This is a genomic window from Neoroseomonas soli, from assembly GCF_018129065.1.
GTDB lineage: Bacteria > Pseudomonadota > Alphaproteobacteria > Acetobacterales > Acetobacteraceae > Neoroseomonas > Neoroseomonas soli.
This window is the reverse complement of the sequence record NZ_JAAEDM010000014.1, coordinates 26,987-50,899: the sequence shown is the minus strand read 5'-3', so window position 1 is coordinate 50,899 and position 23,913 is coordinate 26,987. Positions and strand designations below refer to the sequence as shown.

Below are 23,913 nucleotides of genomic sequence, written 5' to 3'. Positions count from 1 at the left end.
CCCGCTTCGATTCGGGGGATCTCTCATGCCGACGGAAAGCCTTGCGATGCTGGGCGGGCTCGCCTTCGTGGCGGTGTTGCTGCTCGTGCTGCTGCTGCGCCGGCCGGCGGCAGACCCGGTGCTGGCGCAACGGCTGACCGACCTGCAATCCGTGCTCGACCGCCAGGGCGAGCGCGTCGCCGCCCTGCCTGCCGAATTCGAGCGTGGGCTGGCGCGGGAGGCGGCCGCCATCGGCACGCGGGTGGCGGACGGCGCGCTGGACCAGACCAAGGCGCTGGGGGACGGGATCGGCCGCATCGCGGATCGTCTTTCCGCGCAGGAGAAGGCGGTGCTGGACCGCCTCGCCGCCGATGCCGCGCTGCTGTCGGAACGGCTGGCGCAGGACGCGCAGGCGACGCGCGACGCCATGGCCGAGCAGCGCGCCGCCGTCGTGAAGGCGCTGACCGAGCACAAGGACGACACCGCGCTGCTGCGCCGCGACGTGACGCAGGGCATCGCCGAGATCCGCCTCGCCTTCGCGGAGGGCCTGGCGAAGCTGCAGGAGACGCTTGCCGCCGAGAACGCCCGCGCGCGCGACCTGCTGGACGCCAAGCTGAAGGAGCTGCGCGAGGGCAACGAGGCACGGCTCTCCGAGATCCAGAAGACGGTGAACGAGCAGCTGCAATCCGCCGTCGAGAAGCAGATGACCGAGAGCTTCGCCCGCGTCATCGACCAGTTCACCGCCGTGCAGAAGGCGATGGGCGACGTGCAGGCGGTGACGACGCAGATCGTCGACATCAAGCGGCTCTTCTCGAATGTGAAGACGCGTGGCGGCTGGGGGGAAGCCCAACTGCGTGGCCTGATCGAGGACGTCCTGCCGGTGGGCTCCTATGAGGCCAACAAGAAGCTGTCCGAGGATGGCGCCGAGGCGGTGGAGTTCGCCATCCGCATGCCAAGCGAGGCGGGCCGGGAAGTCTTCCTCCCCATCGATGCGAAGTTCCCGACCGAGGACTGGGACCGGCTGGTGCTCGCGTCCGAGGCGGGCGATGCGGAGGGTGAGCGCCTCGCGCGCCGTGCCCTCGAGCAGCGCGTGCGCGCCGAGGCGCAGAAGATCGCGACAAAATACATCCGTCCCCCGCTGACGGTGGAATTCGCGGTGCTGTTCCTGCCGACGGAGGGCCTCTATGCCGAAATCGCCCGGATTCCGGGCGTGGTGGAGGAGATCCACCGCAAGCACAGGGTCATGATGATGGGCCCCAGTGTGCTGCCGGCCATGCTGCAGAGCATCCAGATGGGTCACATGACCATCGCCCTGAATGAGAAGGCCGAAGCGGTCCGCGAATTGCTGGGCGCCACCAAGCTGGAGATGCGGCAGATGGACGAGGTGCTGCGCGCGCTCGCCCGGCAGGTGCGCACCATGGGAAATACGATCGAGAAGGCGCAGGTCCGCACGCGCGCAGTGGATCGCAAGCTGCGGAGCATCGACGTGGTCGAGGGCAGCCGTGCCGCCGCCCTGCTGGATATCGAAGCCGCCGAACTCACCGGCGAGGGCGACGAATCGTGAGCGTGCTGCAGATCCAGTCCGCTGTCGGCCTGCTGCTGCTGACCGCGCTCGCCTGGGCGCTGGGCGGCTTCCGGCGCGGGGTCCGGGCACGCGTGGTCGTCGCCGGCATCGGGTTGCAACTCGTGCTTGCGGCGGTGCTGCTCAACGTGCCGCCGGTGCGCGCGACCTTCTTCCTGCTCGGCGACGCGGTGGATGCGCTCGCCACGGCGACGCGCGCGGGCACCTCGCTGGTCTTCGGCTATCTCGGCGGCGGGCCGCTGCCCTTCGCGGAGACGCGGCCCGGCGCCTCCTTCATCCTGTTCTTCCAGGCGCTGCCTCTGGTGCTCGTGGTCGGCGCGCTCTCGGCGGTGCTTTATCATTGGGGCGTGCTGCCCTGGGTCGTGCGCGGCATGGCGGGGGTGCTGAAGCGGATCTTCGGCCTCGGCGGTGCCACCGGCTTCAGCGTGGCGGCGAATGTCTTCGTCGGCATGGTCGAGGCGCCGCTGATGATCCGCGCCTGGCTGGCGCGGCTCACGCGTTCCGAGATGTTCGTGGTGATGACCGCGGGTCTCGCCACCATCAGCGGCAACACGCTGGTGGTCTATGCGCTGATCATCTCCCCCGTGGTGCCGGATGCCGCGGGGCAGTTGATGACGGCGAGCCTGATCGCGGCGCCGGCCTCCATCCTCGCCGCGCTGTTGATGCTGCCGCCCGCGGATGGCGAGATCGCCACCGAGGGCGGCGACGGCATCCCCGAGAAGCTCTACGACAGCAGCATGGACGCGCTGGTCCAGGGCACGCAGGACGGGCTGAGCCTGCTGCTCGGCATCATGGCCTCGCTGATCGTCTTCGTGTCGATCGTCGCGCTGGTGAACCTGGCGCTGGAACCGCTGACGGGCTTCACGCTGCAGAGGATCGCCGGCTGGGTGCTCTGGCCCGTCGCCTGGGCCATGGGGATCCCGGTGGCGGAGGCGGCGACCGTCGCCTCATCCCTCGGGGTGAAGATGATCATCAATGAATTCGTCTCCTACCTCGAACTCGCGGCCTCGGGCGGGGCGGGGTTGTCGGAACGCTCTCGGCTGATCCTGACCTATGCGCTGTGCGGGTTCACCAACCTCGGCTCGGTCGGGATCATGGTGGGCGGGATGACGGCGATGTGTCCGGAACGACGGACCGACATCGTGAAGCTCGGGATGCCGGCACTCATTTCGGGAACGATCGCCTGCTGCATGACAGGGGCGGTTGTCGGGGTGCTGACGGCGCCGTAGCGGGCGAGAGGGGCCTCGCCCCTCTCGCGCTCACCCCCACCAAAGGCCAAAGGGCCTTCGGAAACCGGTACCGGGGTATTGCCCAATTGCGCCAAGGCGGCAGGATGAAGGGGCGAAGGAGCCCGTCCATGACCCACATCGTCCACCGCAACCTGCGCGAGGCCCCGCCCATCGCCGCCTCCGGCCGCGGCATCTGGCTGACCGACGCTTCGGGGCACGAGGTGATCGACGGATCGGGCGGCGCCGCCGTCGCATGCCTCGGGCACGGCCACCCGCACGTGGTCGCGGCGATGAAGGCGCAGATCGACCGGCTCTGCTACGCGCACACGGCGCTGTTCACGGCCGAGAGCGCCGAACGCCTCGCCGACATGCTGGTGGGCCACGCGCCGGGCGGGCTCACGCATGCCTATTTCGTGTCATCGGGCTCGGAAGGCATGGAAGCGGCGCTGAAGATCGCGCGGCAATGGGCGATCGAGGCCGGCCAGGCGCAGCGGACGAAATTCATCGCCCGGCGGCAGTCCTACCATGGCAACACGCTCGGCGCGCTCGCCGCCGGCGGCAATGCCATGCGGCGCGCGCCCTACGCGCCGATCCTGTCGGACGCCTTCAGCCACGTCTCGCCCTGCTACCCGTATCGCGACCGGCGGGACGGCGAATCCGACAGCGACTACGTCGCGCGCCTCGCCGCCGAACTCGAGGCCGAGTTCCAGCGCCTCGGCCCGCAGAACGTCATCGCCTTCTGCGCCGAGACGGTGGTCGGCGCGACGCTCGGCTGCGCCACCGCGCTGCCGGGCTACTTCCCGGCCATGAAGGCGGTGTGCGAGCGCCACGGCGCGCTGCTGATCCTGGACGAGGTGATGTCCGGCATGGGCCGCACCGGCACGCTGCACGGCTGGGAACAGGAAGGCATCACGCCGGACATCCAGGTCATCGCCAAGGGCCTGGGCGGCGGCTACCAGCCGATCGGCGGCATCCTCGTGCATGGCCGGGTGATCGAGGCGCTGACCAAGGGCTCCGGCACCTTCAAGCACGGCCATACCTACCAGGCGCACCCGGTCGCCTGTGCCGCGGCGCTCGCGGTGCAGGAGGCGATCCGCGACGAGAACCTGCTCGACAACGTCAAGGCCATGGGCGCGCTGCTCGAACAGGGGCTGGTCGAGCGCCTCGGCAACCACGCCCATGTCGGCGATATCCGCGGCCGCGGCCTGTTCTGGGCGGTGGAACTGGTGAAGGACCGCGCCTCCAAGGCCGTGTTCGACCCGGCGCTGGCGGTGAACGAGCGGGTAAAGATGGAAGCCTTCAAGCGCGGTCTCGCCTGCTACCCGATGGGGGGCACGATCGACGGGAAGCACGGAGACCACGTCATCCTTGCCCCGCCGTATGTCTGCACCGAGGCCGACATCGCCATGATCGTCGATCGTTTCGGCGCCGCCGTCGAAGCCGCCGTGGCGGGAGTGTGAGCGCGGTCACCGCGCACGCGCCTTCGTGATACGCCCGCGCCGCATTCCTGCCCCGGCGCGGGCGGCATGCTGCGCCACCTGAACCCTGTGCCTCACGGGAAAGCTCGCCATGCCGATCATCAACCGCATCGCCGAATTCCAGCCTGAGCTCGCCGCCACCCGGCGCGACATCCATGCGCATCCGGAACTCGGCTTCCAGGAACACCGCACCTCCGACCTGGTCGCGCGGCAACTCCAGTCCTGGGGCATCGAGGTGCATCGCGGCATCGCCGGCACCGGCCTGGTGGGTGTGCTGCGCAACGGCACTTCCAAGCGCAGCATCGGCCTGCGCGCCGACATGGACTGCCTGCCGATGCAGGAAACCAGCGACGTCCCGCACCGTTCGACCGTGTCCGGCCAGATGCATGCCTGCGGCCATGACGGGCACACCACCATGCTGCTCGGCGCCGCGCGCTACCTCGCGGAGACGAAGAACTTCGACGGCACCGTGCACTTCATCTTCCAGCCCGCGGAGGAAGGCGGCGGCGGCGGCCGCGTGATGGTGGAGGAAGGCCTGTTCGAACGCTTCCCGACCGACCAGGTCTATGCACTGCACAACGACCCCGAATTGCCGCTCGGTGAGGCGCGGATCACGCCGGGCCCCGTGCTCGCCGCCGCCGACCGCATCGCCATCACCGTGCATGGCAAGGGCGGCCATGCCTCCCGCCCGCATACCTGCATCGATCCGGTGCTGGTCGGTGCGCAGATCGTCGTCGCGGCGCAGTCGATCGTCTCGCGCTCGATGGACCCGCTGGACAGCGCGGTCATCAGCATCTGCCAGTTCCATGCCGGGTCCGCCGGCAACGTCATCCCGGAGGTGGCGGAACTCAACGGCACGGTCCGCACCTTCAGCCCGGCAGTGCAGGATCTGGTGGAAGCGCGGCTCGGCGCCATCGTCCGTTCGGTCGCCGAGGCCCATGGCACGCACGCGGAACTCGCCTACACCCGCGGCTATCCGCCCACGATCAACCACGCCGAGGAGACGCGCCGCGCCCAGAAGGCCGCCGCCGCGGTGCTCGGCGACACCCGCATCCACCGCGAAGCGCCGCCGCGCATGGGGGCGGAGGATTTCTCCTACATGCTGATGAAGCGCCCCGGCGCGTTCATCGGCATCGGCCAGGGCGACGGCGGGCGGCATTCCGTCTCGCTGCACAACCCGCGCTTCGATTTCAACGACGACCTGATCCCGCTGGGTTCCTCGCTGTTCGCCCGGCTGGTGGAACAGGAAATGCCGCGCGGCTGAACGGCGTGCCGCCCCGGCCAAGGGCGCCGGGGCGGCCCGCACACTACTGCACGCGGATGTTGCGGGCGCGGATGACGTCCCGCCACTTGGCGTTCTCGGCGGCGAAATAGGTGGGCCACTCGTCCGGCGAACCTACCGCCGGCACCACCGCGAGTGTCGCCAGGCGCTGGCGCGTGTCCTGCGCCTCGATCGCCGCGCGCGCCGCCTCATGGGCGCGGCGGATGATCTCGGGCGGCAGGCCGGCGGGGCCCTGGAGGGCGATCTGCTCCTCCACCACCGCGCCGGGGAAGCCCTGCTCGGCGAAGGTCGGGATCTCGGGCACGAGGGGGCTGCGCTCGCGCGAGGTGACGCCGAGCGCGCGCAGCGTTCCCGCCTGGATGTGCGGCAGGATGCCGGAGGCGGCCTGGAAGACCATCGGCGTCTCGTTGGCGATCACCGCCTGCACCGCTGGCGCGCCGCCGCGGTAGCCGACATCGGGGATGGTCAGCCGCGCTTCCTGCAGGAAGAGCTCGGTGGCGAGATGCGTGGACGAGCCGATGCCCGAATTGGCATAGGTGATGCGGTGGTCGGGGCGGCGCGCCATCTCGACGAACTCGGCCAGCGTGCGCGCCGGGAAATCCTTGTTCACCACCATGATGATCGGCATGGCGGCGAGCAGCCCGATGCCGACGAAGTCGCGCTCGTTGTCGTAGGGCAGTTGGTAGAGCCAGGGCGCCATGGCGTAGGTGCTGACGGTGCTGACCAGCAGCGTCGCGCCGTCCGGCCGCGCGCGCGCGACGCTGTTGAAGCCGATCGTGCCGTTGGCGCCGGTGCGGTTGTCCACCACGAAGCTGCGGCCGGTGTCCTGGGACAGCCGCTGCGCCAGGATGCGCGCCACCGCGTCGGTCGAACCGCCCGCGGCCCAGGGCACCACCAGCGTGACGGGACGGCTCGGCCATTGTTCCTGCGCGAGGGACGGGCGGGCGAGGGCGGGCAGGGCAACGAGCCCCGCGAGGTGGCGGCGGGTGATCATGGTCGGTTCTCCCTGTGGCAGTGGCGACAGGCCGGCTGCCGCGCATCCGGGCCGTCTCCTCCCATCCTGCACGCCGGGCCGCAAGGGCGAGGGGAGTGCCGAGGCGGCGCCCCCGACGACGCGCGGCCGCTGCGCGGGACCGGCGTTGATCCGCATCAATGTGAGGAGTGCGCCCTGGGTTCTTTATTGTTCCACCGTGATGAAGGGTCGGCGCATGCTGGTGCCGCTCGCGGGATGGGAACCTTCGATATGAAGAAGAACGCCAAGCCACGTTCCGCTTCAACGCCGAAGCCGGCCGCCGAGGCGCCCCCGCGACCGCCCGCGCCCGCGGCGACCGCCGCGCACGGCGCTTCCCTCGACGAGCGCATGGAGGCCGGCAAGGCGCTGCGCAACATGGTTTCCCGCACGGCCCTCGCCGCCTGGAAGCGTCCGGCCAACCGCCGGGATCCGATCGAGTTGCTGCAGGAATCCGACCCCGACCGCCTGCCGGAACTGGTGCCGATCCGCTACGGCCGCATGCTGCAATCGCCCTTTGCCTTCTACCGTGGATCGGCGGCGGTGATGGCGGCGGACCTGGCGACGACGGCCACGACCGGGCAGCGCGTGCAGGCCTGCGGCGACTGCCACCTGATGAATTTCGGCGGCTTCGCGACGCCCGAGCGCAACATCCTTTTCGACATCAATGATTTCGACGAGACGCTGCCGGCCCCCTGGGAATGGGACGTGAAGCGGCTGGCCGCCTCCTTCGTGCTGGCGGCGCGTTCCAACGGCCTGTCGGACAAGGTCGGGCGGGAAGCGGCGGCGGCCTGCGCCCGCAGCTACCGCAAGCGCCTGCGCGAATACGCCGCGATGCATCCGCTCGACGTCTGGTACTCGCGGGTGACGGCCCAGGACGTGCTGGACATGGTGCCGCCGGCGGTCCAGGCGCGGCTGCAGTCGCGCCTGCAGAAGACCGCTGCCGGCAGCGGCTCGGAACTCGACTTCCCGAAGCTCGCGGGTGTGGTGGGTGGGCGCACCTCCATCCGCGACACGCCGCCGCTGATCTTCCATCCGGAGGCCTCGCGCGCGCCGGACTTCAGCGAGATCATCGATACGATCTTCACCGCCTATCGGGAGACGCTGGCCGAGGACCGCCGGGTATTGCTGGACCGCTACCGGGTGGTGGATGCCGCGATCAAGGTCGTCGGCGTCGGCAGCGTCGGCCGGCGCTGTTGGATCGTGCTGATGATGTCGGCGTCCAACGACCCGCTCTTCCTGCAGTTCAAGGAAGCGGTGGGCTCGGTGCTGGAACCCCATGCCGGCCCCAGCCATCATGCGCATCATGGCCAGCGGGTGGTGATCGGCCAACGGCTGATGCAGCCAGCCTCGGATGTCTTCCTCGGCTGGGTGACGGCACCGAACGGCCGGCAATTCTACGCGCGGCAGCTGCGTGACGCGAAGATCAAGCCGATGGTGGAGACCTTCGACGCGGAGTTGATGGTGATCTACGGGAAGCTCTGCGGCTGGACGCTGGCGCGCGCCCACGCGAAGAGCGCAGATGTGACCGGGATCGCGGGCTACCTTGGCTCTGGCGCGCAGTTCGACGACGCGATGGCGGAGTTCGCCGTCGCCTATGCCGACCAGGCGGAACGCGACCACGCGGCGCTGAAGGCGGCGGTCCGCAAGGGGGCGGTGCAGGTGCACACGGAAGCGTAGGGAGCGCGGGGGGCGCAGCCCCCGAACCCCTGCCGGGGAGGCGGCGGCCTCCCCGGACCCCGCGATGCCTCATGCGTCCTGGGCTTCGATCGCCTCGATGGCGGATTCGACGGAGGTGGCGCGTTCGATGCCGCCGGCCTTGTCGGCCACCCCGGCGTTGCGCAGCAGGTCGCGCAGGCGCGCATGCGCGCCGACCAGCCACAGGCGAATGCCCTGCGCGGCCAGCGTATCGTGCAGCCTGCCCAGCATCTCCGCCCCGGCCACGTCCATGTAGGGCGTGGCCGAGAGGTCGCAGACCAGGTGGCGCAGCGATCCCGCCGGCTCGGCCGCGACGGCGGCGAGGATCCTGGCCTGCGCGTGTTCCGCCCCGACATAGATCACCACCGCCTCCGGCCGCACGATCACGACGCCCGGGATCGCCTCGTTCTCCGGGTGGCGCTGGCGGTCGCTGAACATCTGCGTGCCCGCGATGCGGCCGAGCACGGCCACGTAGGGCGTGGAGCCCTGGACGAGGATCATGAGCACGGAGGCCAGCGCCGCCAGCAGCACGCCCTGCAGGATGCCGAACAGCAGCACTCCCGCCAGGGCGCAGAGCGCGGCGAGGAAGTCGAAGCGGCTGATCCGCCAGAGCCGCACCATGGCCGGCACGTCGATCAGCCCGGCCACTGCCGTCAGCACGACGGCGGCGAGCACCGCCTTGGGCAGGTTCGCCAGCGCCCCGGTCAGGAACAGCAGGCAGAGCGCCAGTGTCGCAGAGGCGAAGATGAGGGAGAGCGGCGACTTCGCCCCCGCCTTCTCGTTCACCGCCGATTGCGAGAGCCCGCCCGCCACCGGGTAGCCGTGGCCGAGGCCAGCCAGCAGGTTCGCACCGCCGAGGCCGAGCAGCTCCTGCCGCGGGTTGACCTCGTAGCCATGCTTCGCGGCGAAGCCGCGCGCGGCGGAGACGCCCTCGATATACGCCAGCAGCACGCAGCCCGCCGCCAGGGGGAAGAGGTCCGGCACGTCGCGGATGCGGAGGTCTGGCAGGCCGATCTGCGGCAGCCCGGCGGGAATCTCCCCCGTCACCGCCACCCCGTGGCCGGCCAGGCCGAAGAGCGGGACGACGGCGATCGAGAGCGCGACGACCCCGAGGCTGACCGGCCGGCCCGGCAACAGCCGCCCGCCGGCAACCAGCAGCAGGATGGCGCCGAGGCCGAGCCCGAGCGTCACCGGGTTGAGCCCCCCGAGCTGCCCGAGCAGCAGCCAGACGCGCTCGAGGACGTGGGAGCCGCCGCCCGCCACCCCGAAAAGGCTTGGCAACTGCGTCATGGCAATGGTCAGCCCGGCGCCGAATCGGAAGCCCACGAGCACGCTGTCACTGATCAGCTTCACCAGCGCGGAGAGGTGCGCCGCCCAGGAGACCAGGCAGATCCCCGCCGCGGCGAAGGCCGCGAAGCTCGCGACCGCCGCGTGCATCGCCGGATCTCCGCCTGCGACGTGTGCGGCATTCGCGCCGACCATGAGCGAGATCGCCGAGGTCGGCCCCACCGCCAGGTGCCGGGACGAGCCGAACAACGCATAGCCGAGCCCGCCCAGCAGATAGCCGTAGATGCCGACCTGCGGCGGCAGCCCCGCGAGCGTGGCGTAGGCTAGGGCGACCGGGATGGCATAGGCCGCCAGCGTGACGCCGGCGATCAGGTCGGCGCCGACCCAGCTCGGCGAATAGCCGCGCAGCCAGGCCGGCATGGGGAGGCCGCGGCGCGCTTCGCTCGGCTCCGGCGCGGCGGGGGCGGGTTCGTTCATCGCGGCGGATCCTCCGCCCGCCCCGCCTGCAGGGTGCCGGCGGCGGCAGCGCGGTCACCTTGATATCACGATGCCAGTTGCTCCGCCCGGCATCGGGCGGCGGGCGGCCTCATGCCGCCAAGCCTCGCCGATGATCCGATCATCGGTGAGGCGAACGATATGGCGCGCGGCGCCGGTGGGGCGGCCGCGCGCGAAACGAAGACCCCGAGGCCGCTCAGCGGAGAGGCTGAGAGGCCGTTTGAGAATGCGCCGGATGGCGCATTCTCAAGTCCGGCACCGGCCCGCGCCCCCAGCCCGGCCACCCAACGACAGTGTCCTGGATGGGTGGCCGGGCTGGTGCCGGCATGCTCAAACGGTCTCTGAGCGGCCTCAGCCGGCCACCGAGCCCGGATCGCAGTTCGCCCCGCAGACCACGACGCCGATGCGCGCGCCCTTGGGCGGTTCCCACCCGCCGCCAAGCACGGCGGCGAGCGCCGTAGCCCCGCCCGGCTCGGCCACCACGCGCAGCCGGTCCCACAGCCATTTCTGCGCGTTGCGGATCACCTGGTCCTGCACCGCCACGGCACGCCCGCCCTGCGCCATCATGATGCCGAAGGCCAGTTCGCCCACCCGCCTCGCGCCCAGGCTGTCCGCCGCGATGCCGCCCGAAGGCACGTCCACCGGCCGCCCGACCATGCCGGCGGCGAAGAGGGTCGGGCATTCTTCCGGCTCGGCGATGACCATCTTCACGCGGTCCCGGTACCAGGAGGCGATGCCGCCATAGAGCCCGCCGCCGCCAGCCGCGACCACCACATGCGTCAGGTCCGGCGCGTCCTGTTCGAACTCCATTCCGACGGTGCCCTGGCCGGCCAGGACCTCCTCCTGGTCGTAGGCGTGCACCAGCAGGGCGCCGGTCTCGGCGGCGCGGGCCTCGCTCGCGATGCGGGCCTGGTCGTAGACGGCGCCGCCCACGGTCAGCGTCGCGCCGGTCGCGGCGATGCGGGCGCGCTTGGCCTCGGGCGTGATCTCGGGGACGAAGATCTCGGCCCTGATGCCGAGCACCTTGGCGGCGTGGGCCACGGCAAGCCCGTGATTGCCGCCCGAGGCGGCGACCACCCCCGACTTCGGCACCTCGGCCGAGAGGATCCGGTTGAAGGCTCCGCGCGGCTTGAAGGAGCCGGTGACCTGCAGCTGTTCGAGCTTCAGGGTGAGCGGGTTCTCGAGCCCCGTTTCCGACGGCGCGAGCCGGATGACCGGCGTGCGGCGGATATGGGGGGCGATGCGGGCCGCGGCGGCGCGGATCTGGTCCTGGGTGGGCATGGGTGCGGAAGGTGGCACCACCGTGGCGGCCGGGCAACGCCGGGACGCCGGTTCGGGGGCGGCGCTTTCCCCCATGCCCCATTTCTGCCATGGTCCGCGCCCGAACGGGATGGCCGGGCTTTAATGCTGGTCCACGGAAGTTGCGTTTCACGTAACGGCGCGGCGGCTCTGCTGCTCGGTTCCCCGGGGGCCGGGAAGTCCGATCTCGCGCTGCGCATGCTTGGCCGTGGTTGGGAGCTGGTCGCCGACGACCAGGTGATGGTGGAGGGGCTCATGGTTTCGGCGCCGCCCGCGATGCGGGGGATGCTGGAAGTGCGGGGCCTCGGGATTTTCCAGGGGCTGGCGGTGGCCGAGGGGGCTCGACTGGCGCTGGTGGTGGACCTCGTGGCGCGCGACGGCATGGAGCGCCTGCCGATGCCGTCCTTCTGGGAAGCGGAAAGGATTCCGCGCGTGGCGTTGCATGCCTTCGAGGCCTCGGCCTGCGACAAGGTCGCGCTGGCCCTCGATGCCGCGCTCGGCCGCGTGGCCCAGCGCGCCGGGGCCTTCGCGGCGTGATGGACACGGCCATGCCCAAGCGCCGGCAGATCGTGCTGGTCACTGGCCTGTCCGGGGCCGGAAAGGCCTCGATCCTGCGGGTGCTCGAAGATCTCGGCTACGAGACGGTCGACAACCCGCCGCTCGGCGTCCTCGAGGCGCTGGTCGGCGACGGGGACCTGCCGCTCGCCGCCGGCGTGGACACCCGCACGCGGGACTTCGATCCCGCGGCGGCGCTGGCGCTGCTGGCGCGGCTGCGGGACCGGGCGGACATCGCCGTCTCCCTGGTCTTCGCGACGGCCGAGGAGGATGTGCTGCTGCGCCGCTACACCGAGACGCGGCGCCGCCACCCGCTGGCCCCGGGCGGGCCGCTCGGCCACAGGGTGGCGGACGGCATTGCGCGGGAAACGGCGCTGATGGCCCCGCTGCGGGACACCGCGGACCTGGTGGTGGACACCTCCGGCCTGCCGCTGCCCGAGTTGCGCCGGATGATCGAAGGTCGCTTCGGCCAGGATGGCGGGCCGGGGATGGGGGTTTCCGTCGTCTCCTTCGCCTACCCCAAGGGGTTGCCGCGGGAGGCCGACCTGATCTTCGACCTGCGCTTCCTGCGCAATCCCCACTACGTTGACGAATTGCGGCCGCAGACCGGGCGGGACCCCGCGGTGGCCGCCTACATCGAGGCCGATCCGGATTTCCTGCCCTTCTGGCGGTGCATGACGGAAATGCTGGGGAGGCTCTTGCCCCGCTATGCCCAGGAAGGGAAGAAGTACCTGACCATCGCTCTTGGCTGCACCGGCGGAAAGCACCGCTCCGTGCTGGCGGCGGAGCGATTGGCACACCATCTTCAATCGCAGGGCTGGCGCGTGGACCTTTCCCACCGCGAGTTGTCTGCGGGACTGGCGCCCGAGAGCGCCGTCCGCGAAGCGGGGCGGGAGGCCCTGACGCAGTCATCATGATCGGCATGGTTCTGGTCACCCACGGTCGTCTGGCCGAGGAGTTGCGGCACGCCATGGAGCATGTGGTCGGCCCCCAGCAGGCGGTGGCGACCGTCTGCATCGGGCCCGAGGACGACATGGAGCACACGCGCGCCGACATCCGGCGGTCGATCGAGGCCGTGGACCAGGGCGACGGGGTGGTGGTGCTGACCGACATGTTCGGCGGCACGCCATCCAACCTGGCGATGCAGATGGCCGGCGGCGGCCGTACCATCGAGGTGTTGGCCGGCGTGAACCTGCCGCTGCTGGTCAAGCTCGCCAAGGTGCGCGGCAGCGAGCCGCTGGCCGAAGCGGTTGACCATGCCAAGGCGGCCGGGCGGAAATACATTGCGAGCGGGCGCGACGTGACGACCGGAGTCGGCGCCACGTCCGCGAGGTCCGACGGAGGGAATGGCCAGTGAATGAATGGCCCGACGAGCCCGGTGCCCGGGTCGCCGCGGAAACCCCCGCAGCGGCCGAGGGCTGCGGCTGCGATCCTGGCGATTCCGGCCTGGTGCTGCGCCGGACCGTGACGGTGACCAACAGCCGCGGCCTGCACGCCCGCGCCGCCGCCAAGCTCGTGACCACGGCCGAGCGCTTCTCCGCCTGCGTCAACGTGCTGCGCGGCGGGGAGAGCGTGCCGGCCTGCTCCATCATGGGCCTGATGATGCTCGGCGCCGGCCAGGGCGCCGAGATCACCATCGAGGCCGAGGGCTGGGACGCCAAGGAGGCGCTCGAGGCGGTCGCCGGCCTGGTCGAGGCCGGCTTCCATGAAGACTGAGACGCCCAGGCCGAAGTCGAAGGGGAAGTCGCGCGAGGTCGCGGTCTCCGGCATCGCGGTCTCCCCCGGCGTCGCGATCGGGCCGGTCTTCGATACCTCCGACCCGCCGTCCGAAGCGCCGCGCCGGCGGATCGTCGCGGAGGAGGTCGAGGAGGAACGGCAGAAGCTCACCAATGCCGTCGCCTTCTCCCGCAAGCAGATCGGCAAGCTCAAGACGCGCATCGGCGTGCTGCCCGAGGAGGCGCAGGAGGAAATCGCGCCGCTGCTCGACGCCCACCTGATGATGCTGGGCAATTCGCGCCTCATCCGCGGCGCGAAGAAGCGCATCGAGGCCGAGTTGCTCTCGGCCGAGACCGCGGTGCTGGACGAGGCGGAGGACATCCGCGCCACGATCCTGGCGCTGAAGGACGACGACAAGTCGGGCCTCGCGCGCCGCGCCAACGAGGTGCGCGACATCGCGCGCCGCCTGATGCGCAACCTGACGGCGACGCCCTTCCGCAGCCTCAAGGACCTGCCCGAGGGTTGCATCCTGGTCGCCGAGGAGCTGACGCCGGCCGACGCCGCGCTGCTCGATCCCTCCCGCATCGCCGGCGTGGCGACGGAGGAAGGCGGCGCCGACGGGCACACGGCGATCATGCTGCGGGCTCTCGGCATCCCTTCGGTGCTGGGCGCGCACGGGCTGACGGAAGCCGCGCAGCGCGGGGATGCGGCGGTGCTGGACGGCACGGCCGGCGTCGTGACCATCCACCCCTCCGCCGCCACCCTGGCGACCGCGAAGGACAAGCTCGCCGCCTTCGCCAAGGAACGGGCGAAGCTGTCCAAGCTGCGCCGCCTGCCGGCCGAGACGACCGACGGCGAGCCGGTGGAGTTGCAGGCCAACCTCGAGATCCCGCAGGAACTGCCGCTGATCGCGCAGGCGGGTGCTGCCGGCATCGGCCTGCTGCGCACCGAGTTCCTGTTCATGAACCGCGAGGACCTGCCGGACGAGGACGCGCAGGTCGAGGCCTACACCCAGATCGTCGAGGCCATGGCAGGCCAGTCGGTGACGATCCGCGTGCTCGACTGGGGCGGCGAGAAGGACATGGAGGCGCTGGCCCAGGGCGTAGCGCCCGTCCATGCCGGCAGCAACCCCGCGCTCGGGCTGCGTGGCCTGCGCATGCTGCTGAAGCGCCCGGAATTGCTGGAGGTGCAGTTCGCCGCCGTGCTGCGCGTCGCCGCTGCCGGCGCCGACGGCGCGGTGCGCCTGCTGTTGCCGATGGTGACGGTGCCCGAGGAAGTGCGCCAGGCGCGCGAGATCTACGAGCGCGTCGCCCGCCGCCTTCGCCGCCGCGGCGAGAAGCTGCCCGAGAAGCTGCCGCTGCTCGGCGCCATGATCGAGACGCCGGGCGCGGCCCTCGCCGCCGACGCCATCGCGCTCGAGGCCGATTTCTTCGCCATCGGGACCAACGACCTCGCCATGTACACGCTGGCCGTGGACCGCGGGGAGGCGGAGGTCGCGCATCTCTACGACCCGCTGCACCCCGCCGTGCTGCGGCTCGTGCAGTTCGCGACCGAAGCGGCGCTGCGGCTGCGCATGCCGGTCTCGGTCTGCGGCGAGATGGCGGGCAATCCGCAACTGACGCCGCTGCTGCTCGGGCTCGGCGTGCGGACCTTCTCCATGAATGCCTCGGCGCTGCCGCGCGTGAAGCAGGCGGTCCGCGCGCTCGACATCGGCGACTGCGCGCGCTTCGCCCGGCGGGTGATGGAACAGTCCGATCCGGGGCGGATCCGCGAATTGGTGGCAGGCTTCGCGCAGGGGCTGACGGAACGCGCCTGATCCGGGTGATCACGAAGCCGTGATCACCTGCCCCGATCCTGCCTTTCTTCCGCCCCTCGATCGACCCGCGGCATGGCGAGCCTCGCTTCCAGGAGCAGGGGAGCTCACCGCCATGACCCGTATCCGCCGTGCTGCCGTTACCGGACTCTTTGCGATCTGGCTGGCTCCGCTCTCGGCCGGGGTGCAGGGCCAGCCTGCCGGCGCTTCTTCCAATTGCGCGAACGGCCCCGCGACGCAGGTCGAGAGCCTCGCCGCCGAGGGCCGCGGCAGCCGCCGCGGACGGAACGAACATGACGCCGCGTGCGAGGGCGAGGACGGCGACGGGGAGATGGCGAGCCTCGCCGAGATCCTCGGCGACTGGCGCCGGGACGCCTGATCAAGGCCCCTTCGCGGGCGTCTCGATCTCGATCAGCGCGGCGCCGCCGACGCGGGGCTGCACCGGCCGTCCGCATCCATCGCATGCGAGGACGTCACACCAGAAGGCGGGACGGTGGCGAGCAACTGGTGGCGGAGGCTCATTCCTCCCGCTTCACCCCGTCCAGCAGCGCCTGGCGGCGGGCCTCGGCGCGCGTGTCGTTCGCCTTCCCGGCCTTGGTGCGGCCGTGCTTCGCGCGGTTGGCGGCGGCCTGGGCCTCGGCCTCCTTGCGCGCCAGCGCCTTGCGGGCCCTGTTCAGGTTGACGATCTCGGCCATGCGCGGAGGATACGCCGCCACAACCCCTCGAGGAAACCGCCCATGCCGACGATCTCGCTGACCGCCGCCGACGGCCATCGCCTCACCGCCTATCGCGCCGGGCCGCAGCACGCCGCCCGCGCCCTGGTGGTGGTGCAGGAGATCTTCGGCGTGAACCACCACATGCGGCATGTCTGCGACCGCTTCGCCGCCGAGGGCTACGCCGTCATTGCCCCGGCGCTGTTCGACCGGGTCGGCCCGGGCATCGAGCTCGGCTACGAGGCGGCGGACGTGGCCCAGGGGCGCGAGCTGCGCGGCAAGATCGACGACGGGCTGACGGTGCTCGACATCCTCGCCGCCGCCGCCGCGCTGCCGCGCGGGGCGAAGCGCGGCATCGTCGGCTATTGCTGGGGCGGCACCGTCACCTGGCATGGCGCGACCCGCACCAGCGCCTTCAGCGCGGCTTCCGGCTGGTATGGCGGAGGCATCGCGGCGGCGAAGGACGAGAAGGCGCGCTGCCCGGTGCAACTGCACTTCGGCGAGACCGATGCCTCGATCCCGATGACGGACGTGGATGCCATCCGCGCGGCGCAGCCCGGGGTGGAGATCCATGTCTACGCCGGCGCGGGGCACGGCTTCGGCTGCGACGAGCGCGGGTCCTTCTCGGCGAAGGACGCGGCGGTGGCGCAGCGGCGGACGCTGGATTTCTTCGCGAAGCGGCTCTGAGGGGCTCGGGGGGGGGAGCCTCTGCCCCGAACCGCTTCCCATCGGCGTTGCCGGCAATGCCGATGGGTGCCCAAGCCCCCTCAGCCTTCGGGACCTGACCGCGGAAGTCAGTCTCCAAGAAGACAAGGAAGGGAGGGGGATCGGGGGAGGTTCCCCTCCCCCGACCTTCAACCGAGCAACCCGTCCACCATCTCCCGCGTCGGCGTCGCCCCGTCCCGCGCCCGCAGCGCCCCGGCCGCCGAGGCGAAGCGCATCGCCGCCGGCACGTCCATCCCTTCCGCCATGGCCAGCGCATAGGCGCCGTGGAACACGTCGCCAGCGCCGGTGGTGTTGGTCGCCTCGACCGGGAAGGCCGGCGTGCGGGTCGGCTTCTGGTCGCCGGCCGCCATCCAGAGCGTGCCCTTTTCCCCCTGCGTCACCGCCGCGACGCGCACGGGGCCGGAGGCGAGCGCCCGCCGCAGCCCTTCCTCCGCCGAGCAGCCCGGCGCGTAGTTGGCGATGCCCGGCACCGAGAAGACCGCGTGGTCCACCCGCGGCACCAGGTCCACCAGGATGCGGGTCTCGCTGCGTTCGCCGTCCAGCACCACGGGCACGCCGGCCGCGCGCGCCGCCGCCGCTGCCGCCGCCACGCCTTCCGGCCAGCGCGGATCGCAGCACAGCGCCCCGGCTTCCCGCAGTTGGTCCAGCGGCAGCCAGGCGGGATCGGTACCGAGGCCGGAACCGCGGAAGGAGATGATCGTCCGCTCCCCGCGCAGGTCCACCAGCACGGCGCCGACTGGCGTGCGACCGCCCGGCACGCGGCGCAGGCCGGCCACGTCCACGCCCTCGGCTTCGAGTGCCTCGGCCAGCGGGTCGCCGTTCAGGTCGTCTCCCACGCGTCCCCAGAAGGCGGCCCGGCCGCCCAGGCGCACCACGGCGATCGCCGCATTCGCGGCCATGCCGCCGGGACCGATGCTGTAGGAGCGCGCCGGGATCTTGGCCGGCGGCTGCGGAATGTCCTCGACGCGGAAGGTGTGGTCGGCAACGACGTTGCCGAGGCAGATGACGAGAGGAGCCGGCATGATGGCCGCAGGCTCCCACGACGCGCCGGCCACGCCAAGCACCGCCGCCGCCCTGGTGGGCGGGGAGGCACTTGCCTATGGTCGCGGCTCTCCCTTCCACGACGGACCATGCAGCGGATCGAACTTCCGAACGGCATCATCGGGCATCGCCGCGGGTACGGCATCGGACGGTCGGCGGCGCGGCGCGCTTCGCCGGGCGCGAGACGGAACCTGCTTGCGGCGGGCGCCGGCCATTGGCGGGCGCATCGGTTGTCCGCCCGCTTCCTGGACTGGACGTGAGGCGCGGCGCGCCTCGTCCACGTCCGGCGCTTCCGCCGGAGATCGCCGCGCGCATCCTGCTGCTGCGCGACGACCTGATGGTGCTGGACAAGCCCGCGGGGTTGCCGGTCCATCGTGGCCCGCGCGGCGGCGCCTCGCTCGAGGACTGGCTCGAGCCGCTGCGCATGGGCAAACGCCACCTGCCGCAGCCGGCGCACCGGCTGGACACGGACACGGCCGGATGCCTGGTGCTCGGGCGCACCAAGCCGGCGCTGGCGGCGCTCGGCGCGATCTTCGCGGGTGGGCGGGCGGACAAGACCTATTGGGCCGTGGTGCGCGGCGGGCCGGTGGAGGACTCCGGCGTGATCGACGCCCCGCTGCGCAAGACCAGCAGCGCCGCGCGCGGCTGGCGGATGGAGGTTCACCCCGAAGGCCAGCGCGCCGTCACCACCTGGCGTGTGCTGGGCCGGGCGGAGGGCACGGCCTTGCTGGAATTGCGGCCGGAAACCGGGCGCACACACCAGTTGCGCGTGCACTGCGCGGCCTCCGGCTGGCCGATCCTGGGGGACCCGCTCTATGGCGGGGGGGAGGCGGGTGGGCTGCACCTGCTCGCCCGTGCCATCGCGATGCCGACCGAACCGCCGCTCGCCGCCGAGGCGCTGCCGCCGCCGCATATGCGCGCGGCGCTCGCCGCCTGCGGCTGGCGGGAATGACGCGCGGGCATTCCCTTCGCGCCGGCAAGGGCTAGGCTGCCCCCGACAGGGGAAGGAAGCCGCCATGCTGCGCGTGTTCCTGGCGCATACGCCGGAGATGTTCGATGGCTACTACGGCGCAGGCCCGCTCGCCGCGCTGCAGCGTCATGCGGAGGTCGTGCGCAATCCGGGCGGCACGGTGCTCTCCGGCGCCGCGCTGGCCGAGGCGGCGCGCGGCTGCCAGGCGATCGTCGCCGACCGCGCGACGCCCGGCACGGCGGAGACGTTTTCGGCCGCGCCGGACCTCGTCGCCTTCCTGCGCGTCGCGGTGGACATCAGCACCATCGACGTGACGGCCGCGAGCGCGGCGGGCGTGCTCGTCACCCGCGCCACGCCGGGCTTCGTCGATGCCGTGGTCGAACTCGCGCTCGGGTTCATGGTCGATCTGGCGCGCGGCGTGTCCGGCTACGCGCAGGCCTATCGCCGGGGCGAGGAACCAAGGGGCCGCATGGGCCTGCAACTGAGCGCCGCGACGCTCGGCATCGTCGGCTATGGGCGCATCGGGCGGCGGCTGGCCGAGGTGGCCCTCGCGCTCGGCATGCGCGTGCTGGTGGCCGATCCTCGCGCGACGGCGGACGACCCGCGCATCGCCACGCTGCCGATGGCGGAACTGCTGGCGCAGTCGGACATCGTGGTGTGCCTCGCGATCTCCGAGGCCTCAACCCACGACCTTTTCGATGCGGCGGCCTTCGCGCGCATGAAGCGCGGCGCGCGCTTCATCAACCTCTCGCGCGGGGAACTGGTGGATGAGCGGGCGCTGGAGGCGGCGCTGGACAGCGGCCAGCTTTCGGGTGCGGCGATGGATGTCGGCCGCGCGCCGGACCAGCGGCCCTCGGCCTTCCTGGCGCGGCGGCCGGACGTGGTCGCGACGCCCCATGTCGGCGGCATGACCCCTGAGGCGATGGAGCACCAGGCCATGGACACGGTGCGCCAAGTCGCGGCGCTGGCGCGCGGGGAGATGCCCGACAACGCGGTGAACGCCGCCGCTGCGCACCGGCTGGCGCGGATCGGCGTGCGGTAGCCGGCCTCGTCAGGCATCCGCGCGCCGCCGCCGGAACAGCCCGCTGACACCCGGCACGGACCACAGCGCCGCCGCCAGGGTCAGCGCGCAGAGCCCCATGCTGATCGGCCGGGTGAAGAACGGCGTGACGTCGCCGCCCGAGAGCACCAGCCCGCGCAGCAGGTTCTTGTCCAGCAACTCGCCCAGCACGATGCCGAGGATCAGCGGCGCCATCGGGAAGCGCAGTTCCCGCAGGATGAAGCCCACCAGCCCGGCCCCGAGCATGACCCAGATGTCGAAGAGCCGCGAGGTGATGGCGAAGGCGCCCACCGTGCACAGCACGAAGACCACGGGCATCAGCCGTTCCCGCGGGATCAGCAGGATCCACAGCAGCGGGCGCACCAGCACCAGCCCGTAGAACATCTTCACCATGTCGGCGATCACCAGCATGGCGACGATCTGGTAGATGAACTCGGGCGCGGAGATCGCCAGCATCGGGCCGGGGTTCAGGCCATGGATCATCATCGCCGCCATCAGCACGGCGGCGGGGGCCGAACCCGGCACGGCCAGCGTCAGCACGGGGATGATGGCGCCGGGGACGCAGGCGCTCTCGCCCGTCTCGGCGGCCATCAGGCCTTCGATGCTGCCCTTGCCGAACTTCTCGCGTTCGGCGCTCGCGCGTTTGGCGGCGGCGTAGGAGGTCCAGGCGGCGATGTCCTCGCCGAGCCCAGGCATGGCGCCGATGAACGTACCGAGCGCGCCCGACCGCAGGATGGTCTTCCAGTACTGCGTCACGTCGCGGATGCGCGGGATGACGGAATCGATCTTCGAGGACACCGCCTTCACCGCCGGCCCGCGCATGGAGGAGAGCACCTCCGCCACGCCGAAGACGCCCACCAGCACCGGCAGCAGCCCGAGTCCACCCGCGAGGTCCGCATTGCCGAAGGCGAAGCGCGCATAGGCGTGGTTCGTCTCCTGCCCCACCGTCGCGACGAACAAGCCGATGAAGCCGGCGATATACCCCTTCAGTGCATCCCCCCCGGACAGCGACCCGGCGATGACGATGCCGAACATCGCCACCCAGAACATCTCGTAGGAGCCGAACTGCAGCGCGAACTCGCCGAAGGAAGGCGCGAAGAGCGCCAGCATCGCCGTGCCGAACAGCGTGCCGAGCCAGGACCCGCTGGTGGAGATGCCCATCGCCCGCCCGGCCAGCCCCTGCCGCGCCAGCGGATAGCCATCCAGCGTCGAGGCCGCGGACGCCGGCGTGCCGGGGATGTTCAGCAGGATGGCGCTGCGGCTGCCACCGTAGATGGCACCGACATAGACGCAGACCAGCACCAGCATGGCCTTGTCCGCGCCCATGCCGAAGGTCAGCGTGGTCAGCAGCGCGACGCCCATCGTCGCCGTCAGCCCAGGCAGCGCGCCGATGATGATGCCGATGAGCGTCGCCCAGAGCGCATGCCACACCGCCCCGCCGCCGAGCACATGGCCGAACCCGCCGGCCAGCATGGAAAGAGCGTCGGTCACGGCAGGCGCAGCAGGAACAGGTCTTCGAAGACCAGCATCACGGCGATGCCGGTGCCGAGGCCGATCAGCGCCGCTTCGGCCAGCCGGCGGATGCGGCGTTCAGGTCCCTGGTCCCATTCGAAGGCGGCGGTGAAGGCGAAGACGAAGAGCGCCGAGGCCAGCCAGAAGGGCACCCGCCCCACGATCACCCCGGCATAGAGCACGCCGAGCCCGGTCGCGAGCGCGAGCCGCCGACCGTCGCCACTCCCCTGCGCCACCGGCCCGCGCGCCGCCCATCCGCCGCGCCGTGCGGCGCGCAGGCCGAGCAGGATGGCGAGCAGCGCGATCATCGTGCCGTGGAAGCCCGGCACGATGCCGGGTGCCGTCAGGCCGGTGCCGGACTGCTCGACGAAGCGTGGCATCTGGAAGGAATGCGCGACGATGCCGAGGCCGAAGGCCAGCAGCACCGCCGCCGTGACCAGGTCCGCACGCGGCGAGGCCGGCGCCTTCTCACCGTCGAAGGGGGACTCGGCCTCGACCTCGCTCAAAGCCGGGCGATCCCGAGCGTATCGGGCGAGACGCGCGCCTTGCCGCCGTCGAAGTAGAGCCAGGCGGTCTGGCGGACCATCTTCCACGCCTCGTCGTGTGCCTGCTGGCCGTGGACCGGCGTGAACAGCGCGGCGCGGGAATTCGCGTAGTCCTTCAGGCGCTGGGAGTTCCTGATCGTGCTCTCCCACAGCCCCGTCATGGTCTGCACGACGTTCTGGGGCACGCCCTTCGGCGCCCAGATGCCGAAGTAGTTGAGCGGCGCGGGGATGTCCGGGAGCCAGCGGCGGACCGAGGGGATCTCGATCGCCGGCGCGTTGCCCTGCGCGGCGAGTGTCACCGGGTTCTCGGCCTGCGCGGCGAGCGGGACCAGCCGGCGCGCGCGGATCATCTCGGCCGCTTCCACCAGCAGCATGGCACCGAGCGGCGTCTCGCCCGAGACGGTCGCGATCATGGCGGGGTTGCCGCCGTCATAGGTGGCGTGCCGGTACTGGAAGGGCGAGGCGGCGCGCAGCGCCTCCATCATGTTGTGCCCGGCCGAGGAGACGCCGGCGGTGGCGACGCCGATGCCCTGGCCACGGGTCTTCAGCGCATCGAGCGCCTGGCCGAAGTCGCGGAAGCCGGATTGCGGGTTGGCCACCAGCACGTTCACGTTGGCCACGGCGAAGAAGAGGTGCCAGTCGGCAAGCTGCGTATCGAGCAGCCCGAGCACCTTGTAGCAGCCCACGTCCACCGCCGCGCCGGCGGCCCAGGTCAGGCCGTCCTTCGCCGCTTCCAGCGCATTGCGCGTGCCGATGGAGCCCGAGGCGCCGGGCTGGTTCACCACCACCACGCGCTGGCCGAGCGGGCCTTCGATCTCCGCGGCGACGATGCGCGCCATCTGGTCGGTCGAGCCGCCGGCGGCCCAGGGAACGATCAGCGTCACCGGCCGTTCCGGGCGCCAGGCGCCCTGTGCGCGGAGCGTGGCGGGCACGGCGAGCCCGGCGGCGGTGGCGGCGAGAAGGTGCCTGCGAAGCATTGTCTTCGACCCTTTCCTCGTTCCCGCGCCGCGTTCGTCGCGGCGTCGTAGCGCAGTAACCCAACGGTTACCGGGAATGGTGCTTCCGTCCTTCCGGGGACGTCAAGCGAGCGGGTGCGTCAGCCGAACTCCGGCCCCGCCACCGCGGCGAGCAGCGTGGCATCGCCCGGCGTGTCGCTGCCGAGCGCCATGCGCGTGAAAGGGCGCTGCGGCGCGCCGCCATGCGCCGCCAGCCAGGTGGCGAGGCCGCCCCGCGCATCGACGAGATCCAGCACCGGCGCACCGGGCAGCGCTGCGCGCGCGGCGGCGATCAACGCGCGCGCCGTGGCGTCGTCCCGCGCCACCACCGGCCCGATCTGCGGCCCGCGTGCCCCATCGCGGGCGAGGACGAAACCGGAGCCGTCCGTCGCGACGAAGGTGGCCCGCGGCAGGCGGGAGGCGAAATCGCGCAGCAGGGCTTCGCGCGGCGCGCCGAAGGCGGCTGCGTCCAGCGCCAGCAGCGCGGGCCAGTCGCCGGGCGCGAGCGGCCGCACGCCGGGCGCGACGGGCAGCGGCGCCGGCAGCGCCCAGCGCGCGAAACCCCAGAGGTCGCGGAAGCCGAGGCCACGATAGACCTCCCGCCCCGCCGGGGTGGCGTCCAGCGCGGCGCAGCGCGTCCCGTCGAGCGCATCGACGGCCCAGCGAATCAGGGCGGTGGCGAGGCCGCGCCGGCGCATGTCCGGCCGCACCAGCACCATCGAGATCCAGGCGAGGTCCGCGCCGTAGCGGATGACGGCGGCGGTGGCGGCGAGCGCGTCCCGCCCGTCGTCCAGGGCGCGGCCTTCACCGCCGCGCAGGAACAGCGCCCAGTCCCGCTGCATCTGGTTCCAGCCGATGAGGAACGACAGCGCCGCGGCGCGTGGAAGGTCGTCGGCAGTGAGCGGTCGCGGGTCCACGCCTGCGATGCG

At 71.7% G+C, this 23,913-nt stretch carries 23 protein-coding genes; 14 read left to right on the top strand and 9 right to left on the bottom strand.

All coding sequences use genetic code 11. The features are described from left to right. The first annotated feature begins 25 nt into the window (after window positions 1-25). From rmuC to GXW76_RS07845, 4 genes are all read left to right on the top strand, one after another. Entirely contained in the window at window positions 26-1,543 is a 1,518-nt protein-coding gene (gene rmuC / locus GXW76_RS07860; RefSeq protein ID WP_246514009.1) for a DNA recombination protein RmuC, read from the top strand. After that, entirely contained in the window at window positions 1,540-2,790 is a 1,251-nt protein-coding gene (locus GXW76_RS07855; protein ID WP_211861452.1) for a NupC/NupG family nucleoside CNT transporter, read from the top strand. Before rmuC ends, GXW76_RS07855 begins: the two co-directional genes overlap by 4 nt. 128 nt (window positions 2,791-2,918) lie before the next feature. Further along, window positions 2,919-4,250: an aspartate aminotransferase family protein gene (locus GXW76_RS07850; RefSeq protein ID WP_211861451.1), complete on the top strand. Its 1,332-nt coding sequence runs from the start codon at window positions 2,919-2,921 to the stop codon at window positions 4,248-4,250. Between the two features lie 109 nt (window positions 4,251-4,359). Beyond that, the gene (locus tag GXW76_RS07845) at window positions 4,360-5,532 is read left to right on the top strand and encodes a M20 aminoacylase family protein (protein ID WP_211861450.1); all 1,173 of its coding nucleotides are present in this window, start codon (window positions 4,360-4,362) and stop codon (window positions 5,530-5,532) included. Between the two features lie 43 nt (window positions 5,533-5,575). On the opposite strand, the gene GXW76_RS07840 is transcribed toward GXW76_RS07845, so the two are convergent. Further along, window positions 5,576-6,544, bottom strand: coding sequence for a Bug family tripartite tricarboxylate transporter substrate binding protein (locus GXW76_RS07840; RefSeq protein WP_211861449.1), 969 nt, complete (start codon window positions 6,542-6,544; stop codon window positions 5,576-5,578). A 249-nt stretch (window positions 6,545-6,793) separates the two neighbouring features. Here GXW76_RS07840 and GXW76_RS07835 point away from each other — a divergent pair, with 249 nt between their 5' ends. Next, on the top strand, window positions 6,794-8,239 hold the full coding sequence (locus GXW76_RS07835; protein WP_211861448.1) for a DUF2252 domain-containing protein: 1,446 nt from the start codon (window positions 6,794-6,796) through the stop codon (window positions 8,237-8,239). Between the two features lie 69 nt (window positions 8,240-8,308). Here the strand turns inward: GXW76_RS07835 and GXW76_RS07830 are convergent, their stop codons facing one another. Both GXW76_RS07830 and GXW76_RS07825 read right to left on the bottom strand, forming a co-directional pair. Further along, on the bottom strand, window positions 8,309-10,021 hold the full coding sequence (locus tag GXW76_RS07830) for a SulP family inorganic anion transporter (RefSeq protein WP_211861447.1): 1,713 nt from the start codon (window positions 10,019-10,021) through the stop codon (window positions 8,309-8,311). 369 nt (window positions 10,022-10,390) lie between these two features. Then, window positions 10,391-11,320, bottom strand: a complete 930-nt coding sequence (locus GXW76_RS07825) for a threonine/serine dehydratase (protein ID WP_211861446.1) — start codon at window positions 11,318-11,320, stop codon at window positions 10,391-10,393. Window positions 11,321-11,443: 123 nt separating this feature from the next. Here GXW76_RS07825 and GXW76_RS07820 point away from each other — a divergent pair, with 123 nt between their 5' ends. The 6 genes from GXW76_RS07820 (at window position 11,444) to GXW76_RS07795 (ending at window position 15,801) form a co-directional block, all read left to right on the top strand. Beyond that, window positions 11,444-11,875: an HPr kinase/phosphorylase gene (locus GXW76_RS07820; protein ID WP_211861445.1), complete on the top strand. Its 432-nt coding sequence runs from the start codon at window positions 11,444-11,446 to the stop codon at window positions 11,873-11,875. A gap of 11 nt (window positions 11,876-11,886) precedes the next feature. Further along, window positions 11,887-12,810, top strand: a complete 924-nt coding sequence (gene rapZ / locus GXW76_RS07815) for an RNase adapter RapZ (RefSeq protein WP_211861444.1) — start codon at window positions 11,887-11,889, stop codon at window positions 12,808-12,810. Beyond that, window positions 12,807-13,250, top strand: a complete 444-nt coding sequence (locus tag GXW76_RS07810) for a PTS sugar transporter subunit IIA (protein WP_211861443.1) — start codon at window positions 12,807-12,809, stop codon at window positions 13,248-13,250. Before rapZ ends, GXW76_RS07810 begins: the two co-directional genes overlap by 4 nt. Beyond that, a complete protein-coding gene (locus tag GXW76_RS07805; protein WP_211861442.1) occupies window positions 13,247-13,609 on the top strand; it encodes an HPr family phosphocarrier protein in 363 nt (120 codons plus the stop codon). Before GXW76_RS07810 ends, GXW76_RS07805 begins: the two co-directional genes overlap by 4 nt. Then, on the top strand, window positions 13,599-15,425 hold the full coding sequence (gene ptsP / locus GXW76_RS07800) for a phosphoenolpyruvate--protein phosphotransferase (protein WP_211861441.1): 1,827 nt from the start codon (window positions 13,599-13,601) through the stop codon (window positions 15,423-15,425). The genes GXW76_RS07805 and ptsP overlap by 11 nt, the downstream gene beginning before the upstream one ends. 112 nt (window positions 15,426-15,537) lie before the next feature. Then, complete coding sequence (locus tag GXW76_RS07795; RefSeq protein ID WP_211861440.1) at window positions 15,538-15,801, top strand: hypothetical protein; 264 nt, start codon at window positions 15,538-15,540, stop codon at window positions 15,799-15,801. A gap of 139 nt (window positions 15,802-15,940) precedes the next feature. On the opposite strand, the gene GXW76_RS07790 is transcribed toward GXW76_RS07795, so the two are convergent. Then, window positions 15,941-16,117 (bottom strand): DUF4169 family protein, encoded by a 177-nt coding sequence (locus GXW76_RS07790; protein WP_211861439.1) that lies wholly within the window; start codon window positions 16,115-16,117, stop codon window positions 15,941-15,943. Between the two features lie 42 nt (window positions 16,118-16,159). On the opposite strand from GXW76_RS07790, the gene GXW76_RS07785 reads away from it, so the two are divergent. After that, the gene (locus GXW76_RS07785) at window positions 16,160-16,822 is read left to right on the top strand and encodes a dienelactone hydrolase family protein (protein ID WP_211861438.1); all 663 of its coding nucleotides are present in this window, start codon (window positions 16,160-16,162) and stop codon (window positions 16,820-16,822) included. A 167-nt stretch (window positions 16,823-16,989) separates the two neighbouring features. On the opposite strand, the gene GXW76_RS07780 is transcribed toward GXW76_RS07785, so the two are convergent. Further along, window positions 16,990-17,883, bottom strand: a complete 894-nt coding sequence (locus tag GXW76_RS07780; RefSeq protein ID WP_211861437.1) for a PfkB family carbohydrate kinase — start codon at window positions 17,881-17,883, stop codon at window positions 16,990-16,992. A gap of 275 nt (window positions 17,884-18,158) precedes the next feature. On the opposite strand from GXW76_RS07780, the gene GXW76_RS07775 reads away from it, so the two are divergent. Together GXW76_RS07775 and GXW76_RS07770 are read left to right on the top strand one after the other, a co-directional pair. Beyond that, a complete protein-coding gene (locus tag GXW76_RS07775) occupies window positions 18,159-18,854 on the top strand; it encodes an RluA family pseudouridine synthase (protein ID WP_408904314.1) in 696 nt (231 codons plus the stop codon). A 64-nt stretch (window positions 18,855-18,918) separates the two neighbouring features. Beyond that, window positions 18,919-19,914 carry an NAD(P)-dependent oxidoreductase gene (locus GXW76_RS07770; RefSeq protein ID WP_211861436.1) on the top strand — a complete coding sequence of 332 codons (996 nt, stop codon included), beginning with the start codon at window positions 18,919-18,921 and terminating at the stop codon, window positions 19,912-19,914. A 9-nt stretch (window positions 19,915-19,923) separates the two neighbouring features. Here GXW76_RS07770 and GXW76_RS07765 read toward each other — a convergent pair whose 3' ends face one another. The 4 genes from GXW76_RS07765 to GXW76_RS07750 all read right to left on the bottom strand — a co-directional run bounded on the left by GXW76_RS07765 (window position 19,924) and on the right by GXW76_RS07750 (window position 23,901). Further along, entirely contained in the window at window positions 19,924-21,423 is a 1,500-nt protein-coding gene (locus GXW76_RS07765) for a tripartite tricarboxylate transporter permease (RefSeq protein WP_338150912.1), read from the bottom strand. Continuing rightward, on the bottom strand, window positions 21,420-21,950 hold the full coding sequence (locus GXW76_RS07760) for a tripartite tricarboxylate transporter TctB family protein (RefSeq protein ID WP_211861435.1): 531 nt from the start codon (window positions 21,948-21,950) through the stop codon (window positions 21,420-21,422). The genes GXW76_RS07765 and GXW76_RS07760 overlap by 4 nt, the downstream gene beginning before the upstream one ends. Next, on the bottom strand, window positions 21,947-22,966 hold the full coding sequence (locus GXW76_RS07755; protein WP_211861434.1) for a tripartite tricarboxylate transporter substrate binding protein: 1,020 nt from the start codon (window positions 22,964-22,966) through the stop codon (window positions 21,947-21,949). Before GXW76_RS07755 ends, GXW76_RS07760 begins: the two co-directional genes overlap by 4 nt. 119 nt (window positions 22,967-23,085) lie before the next feature. Beyond that, a complete protein-coding gene (locus GXW76_RS07750) occupies window positions 23,086-23,901 on the bottom strand; it encodes a GNAT family N-acetyltransferase (protein WP_211861433.1) in 816 nt (271 codons plus the stop codon). Between the last annotated feature and the right edge of the window lie 12 nt (window positions 23,902-23,913).

Coding starts and splice junctions, on each gene's coding strand:
- rmuC (WP_246514009.1), top strand. CDS start 26: ATGCCGACGGAAAGCCTTGCGATGCTGGGCGGGCTCGCCTTCGTGGCG.
- GXW76_RS07785 (WP_211861438.1), top strand. CDS start 16,160: ATGCCGACGATCTCGCTGACCGCCGCCGACGGCCATCGCCTCACCGCC.
- GXW76_RS07840 (WP_211861449.1), bottom strand. CDS start 6,544: ATGATCACCCGCCGCCACCTCGCGGGGCTCGTTGCCCTGCCCGCCCTC.
- GXW76_RS07820 (WP_211861445.1), top strand. CDS start 11,444: ATGCTGGTCCACGGAAGTTGCGTTTCACGTAACGGCGCGGCGGCTCTG.
- GXW76_RS07845 (WP_211861450.1), top strand. CDS start 4,360: ATGCCGATCATCAACCGCATCGCCGAATTCCAGCCTGAGCTCGCCGCC.
- GXW76_RS07830 (WP_211861447.1), bottom strand. CDS start 10,021: ATGAACGAACCCGCCCCCGCCGCGCCGGAGCCGAGCGAAGCGCGCCGC.
- GXW76_RS07850 (WP_211861451.1), top strand. CDS start 2,919: ATGACCCACATCGTCCACCGCAACCTGCGCGAGGCCCCGCCCATCGCC.
- GXW76_RS07835 (WP_211861448.1), top strand. CDS start 6,794: ATGAAGAAGAACGCCAAGCCACGTTCCGCTTCAACGCCGAAGCCGGCC.
- GXW76_RS07780 (WP_211861437.1), bottom strand. CDS start 17,883: ATGCCGGCTCCTCTCGTCATCTGCCTCGGCAACGTCGTTGCCGACCAC.
- rapZ (WP_211861444.1), top strand. CDS start 11,887: ATGCCCAAGCGCCGGCAGATCGTGCTGGTCACTGGCCTGTCCGGGGCC.
- GXW76_RS07755 (WP_211861434.1), bottom strand. CDS start 22,966: ATGCTTCGCAGGCACCTTCTCGCCGCCACCGCCGCCGGGCTCGCCGTG.
- GXW76_RS07825 (WP_211861446.1), bottom strand. CDS start 11,320: ATGCCCACCCAGGACCAGATCCGCGCCGCCGCGGCCCGCATCGCCCCC.
- GXW76_RS07790 (WP_211861439.1), bottom strand. CDS start 16,117: ATGGCCGAGATCGTCAACCTGAACAGGGCCCGCAAGGCGCTGGCGCGC.
- ptsP (WP_211861441.1), top strand. CDS start 13,599: ATGAAGACTGAGACGCCCAGGCCGAAGTCGAAGGGGAAGTCGCGCGAG.
- GXW76_RS07770 (WP_211861436.1), top strand. CDS start 18,919: ATGCTGCGCGTGTTCCTGGCGCATACGCCGGAGATGTTCGATGGCTAC.
- GXW76_RS07810 (WP_211861443.1), top strand. CDS start 12,807: ATGATCGGCATGGTTCTGGTCACCCACGGTCGTCTGGCCGAGGAGTTG.
- GXW76_RS07795 (WP_211861440.1), top strand. CDS start 15,538: ATGACCCGTATCCGCCGTGCTGCCGTTACCGGACTCTTTGCGATCTGG.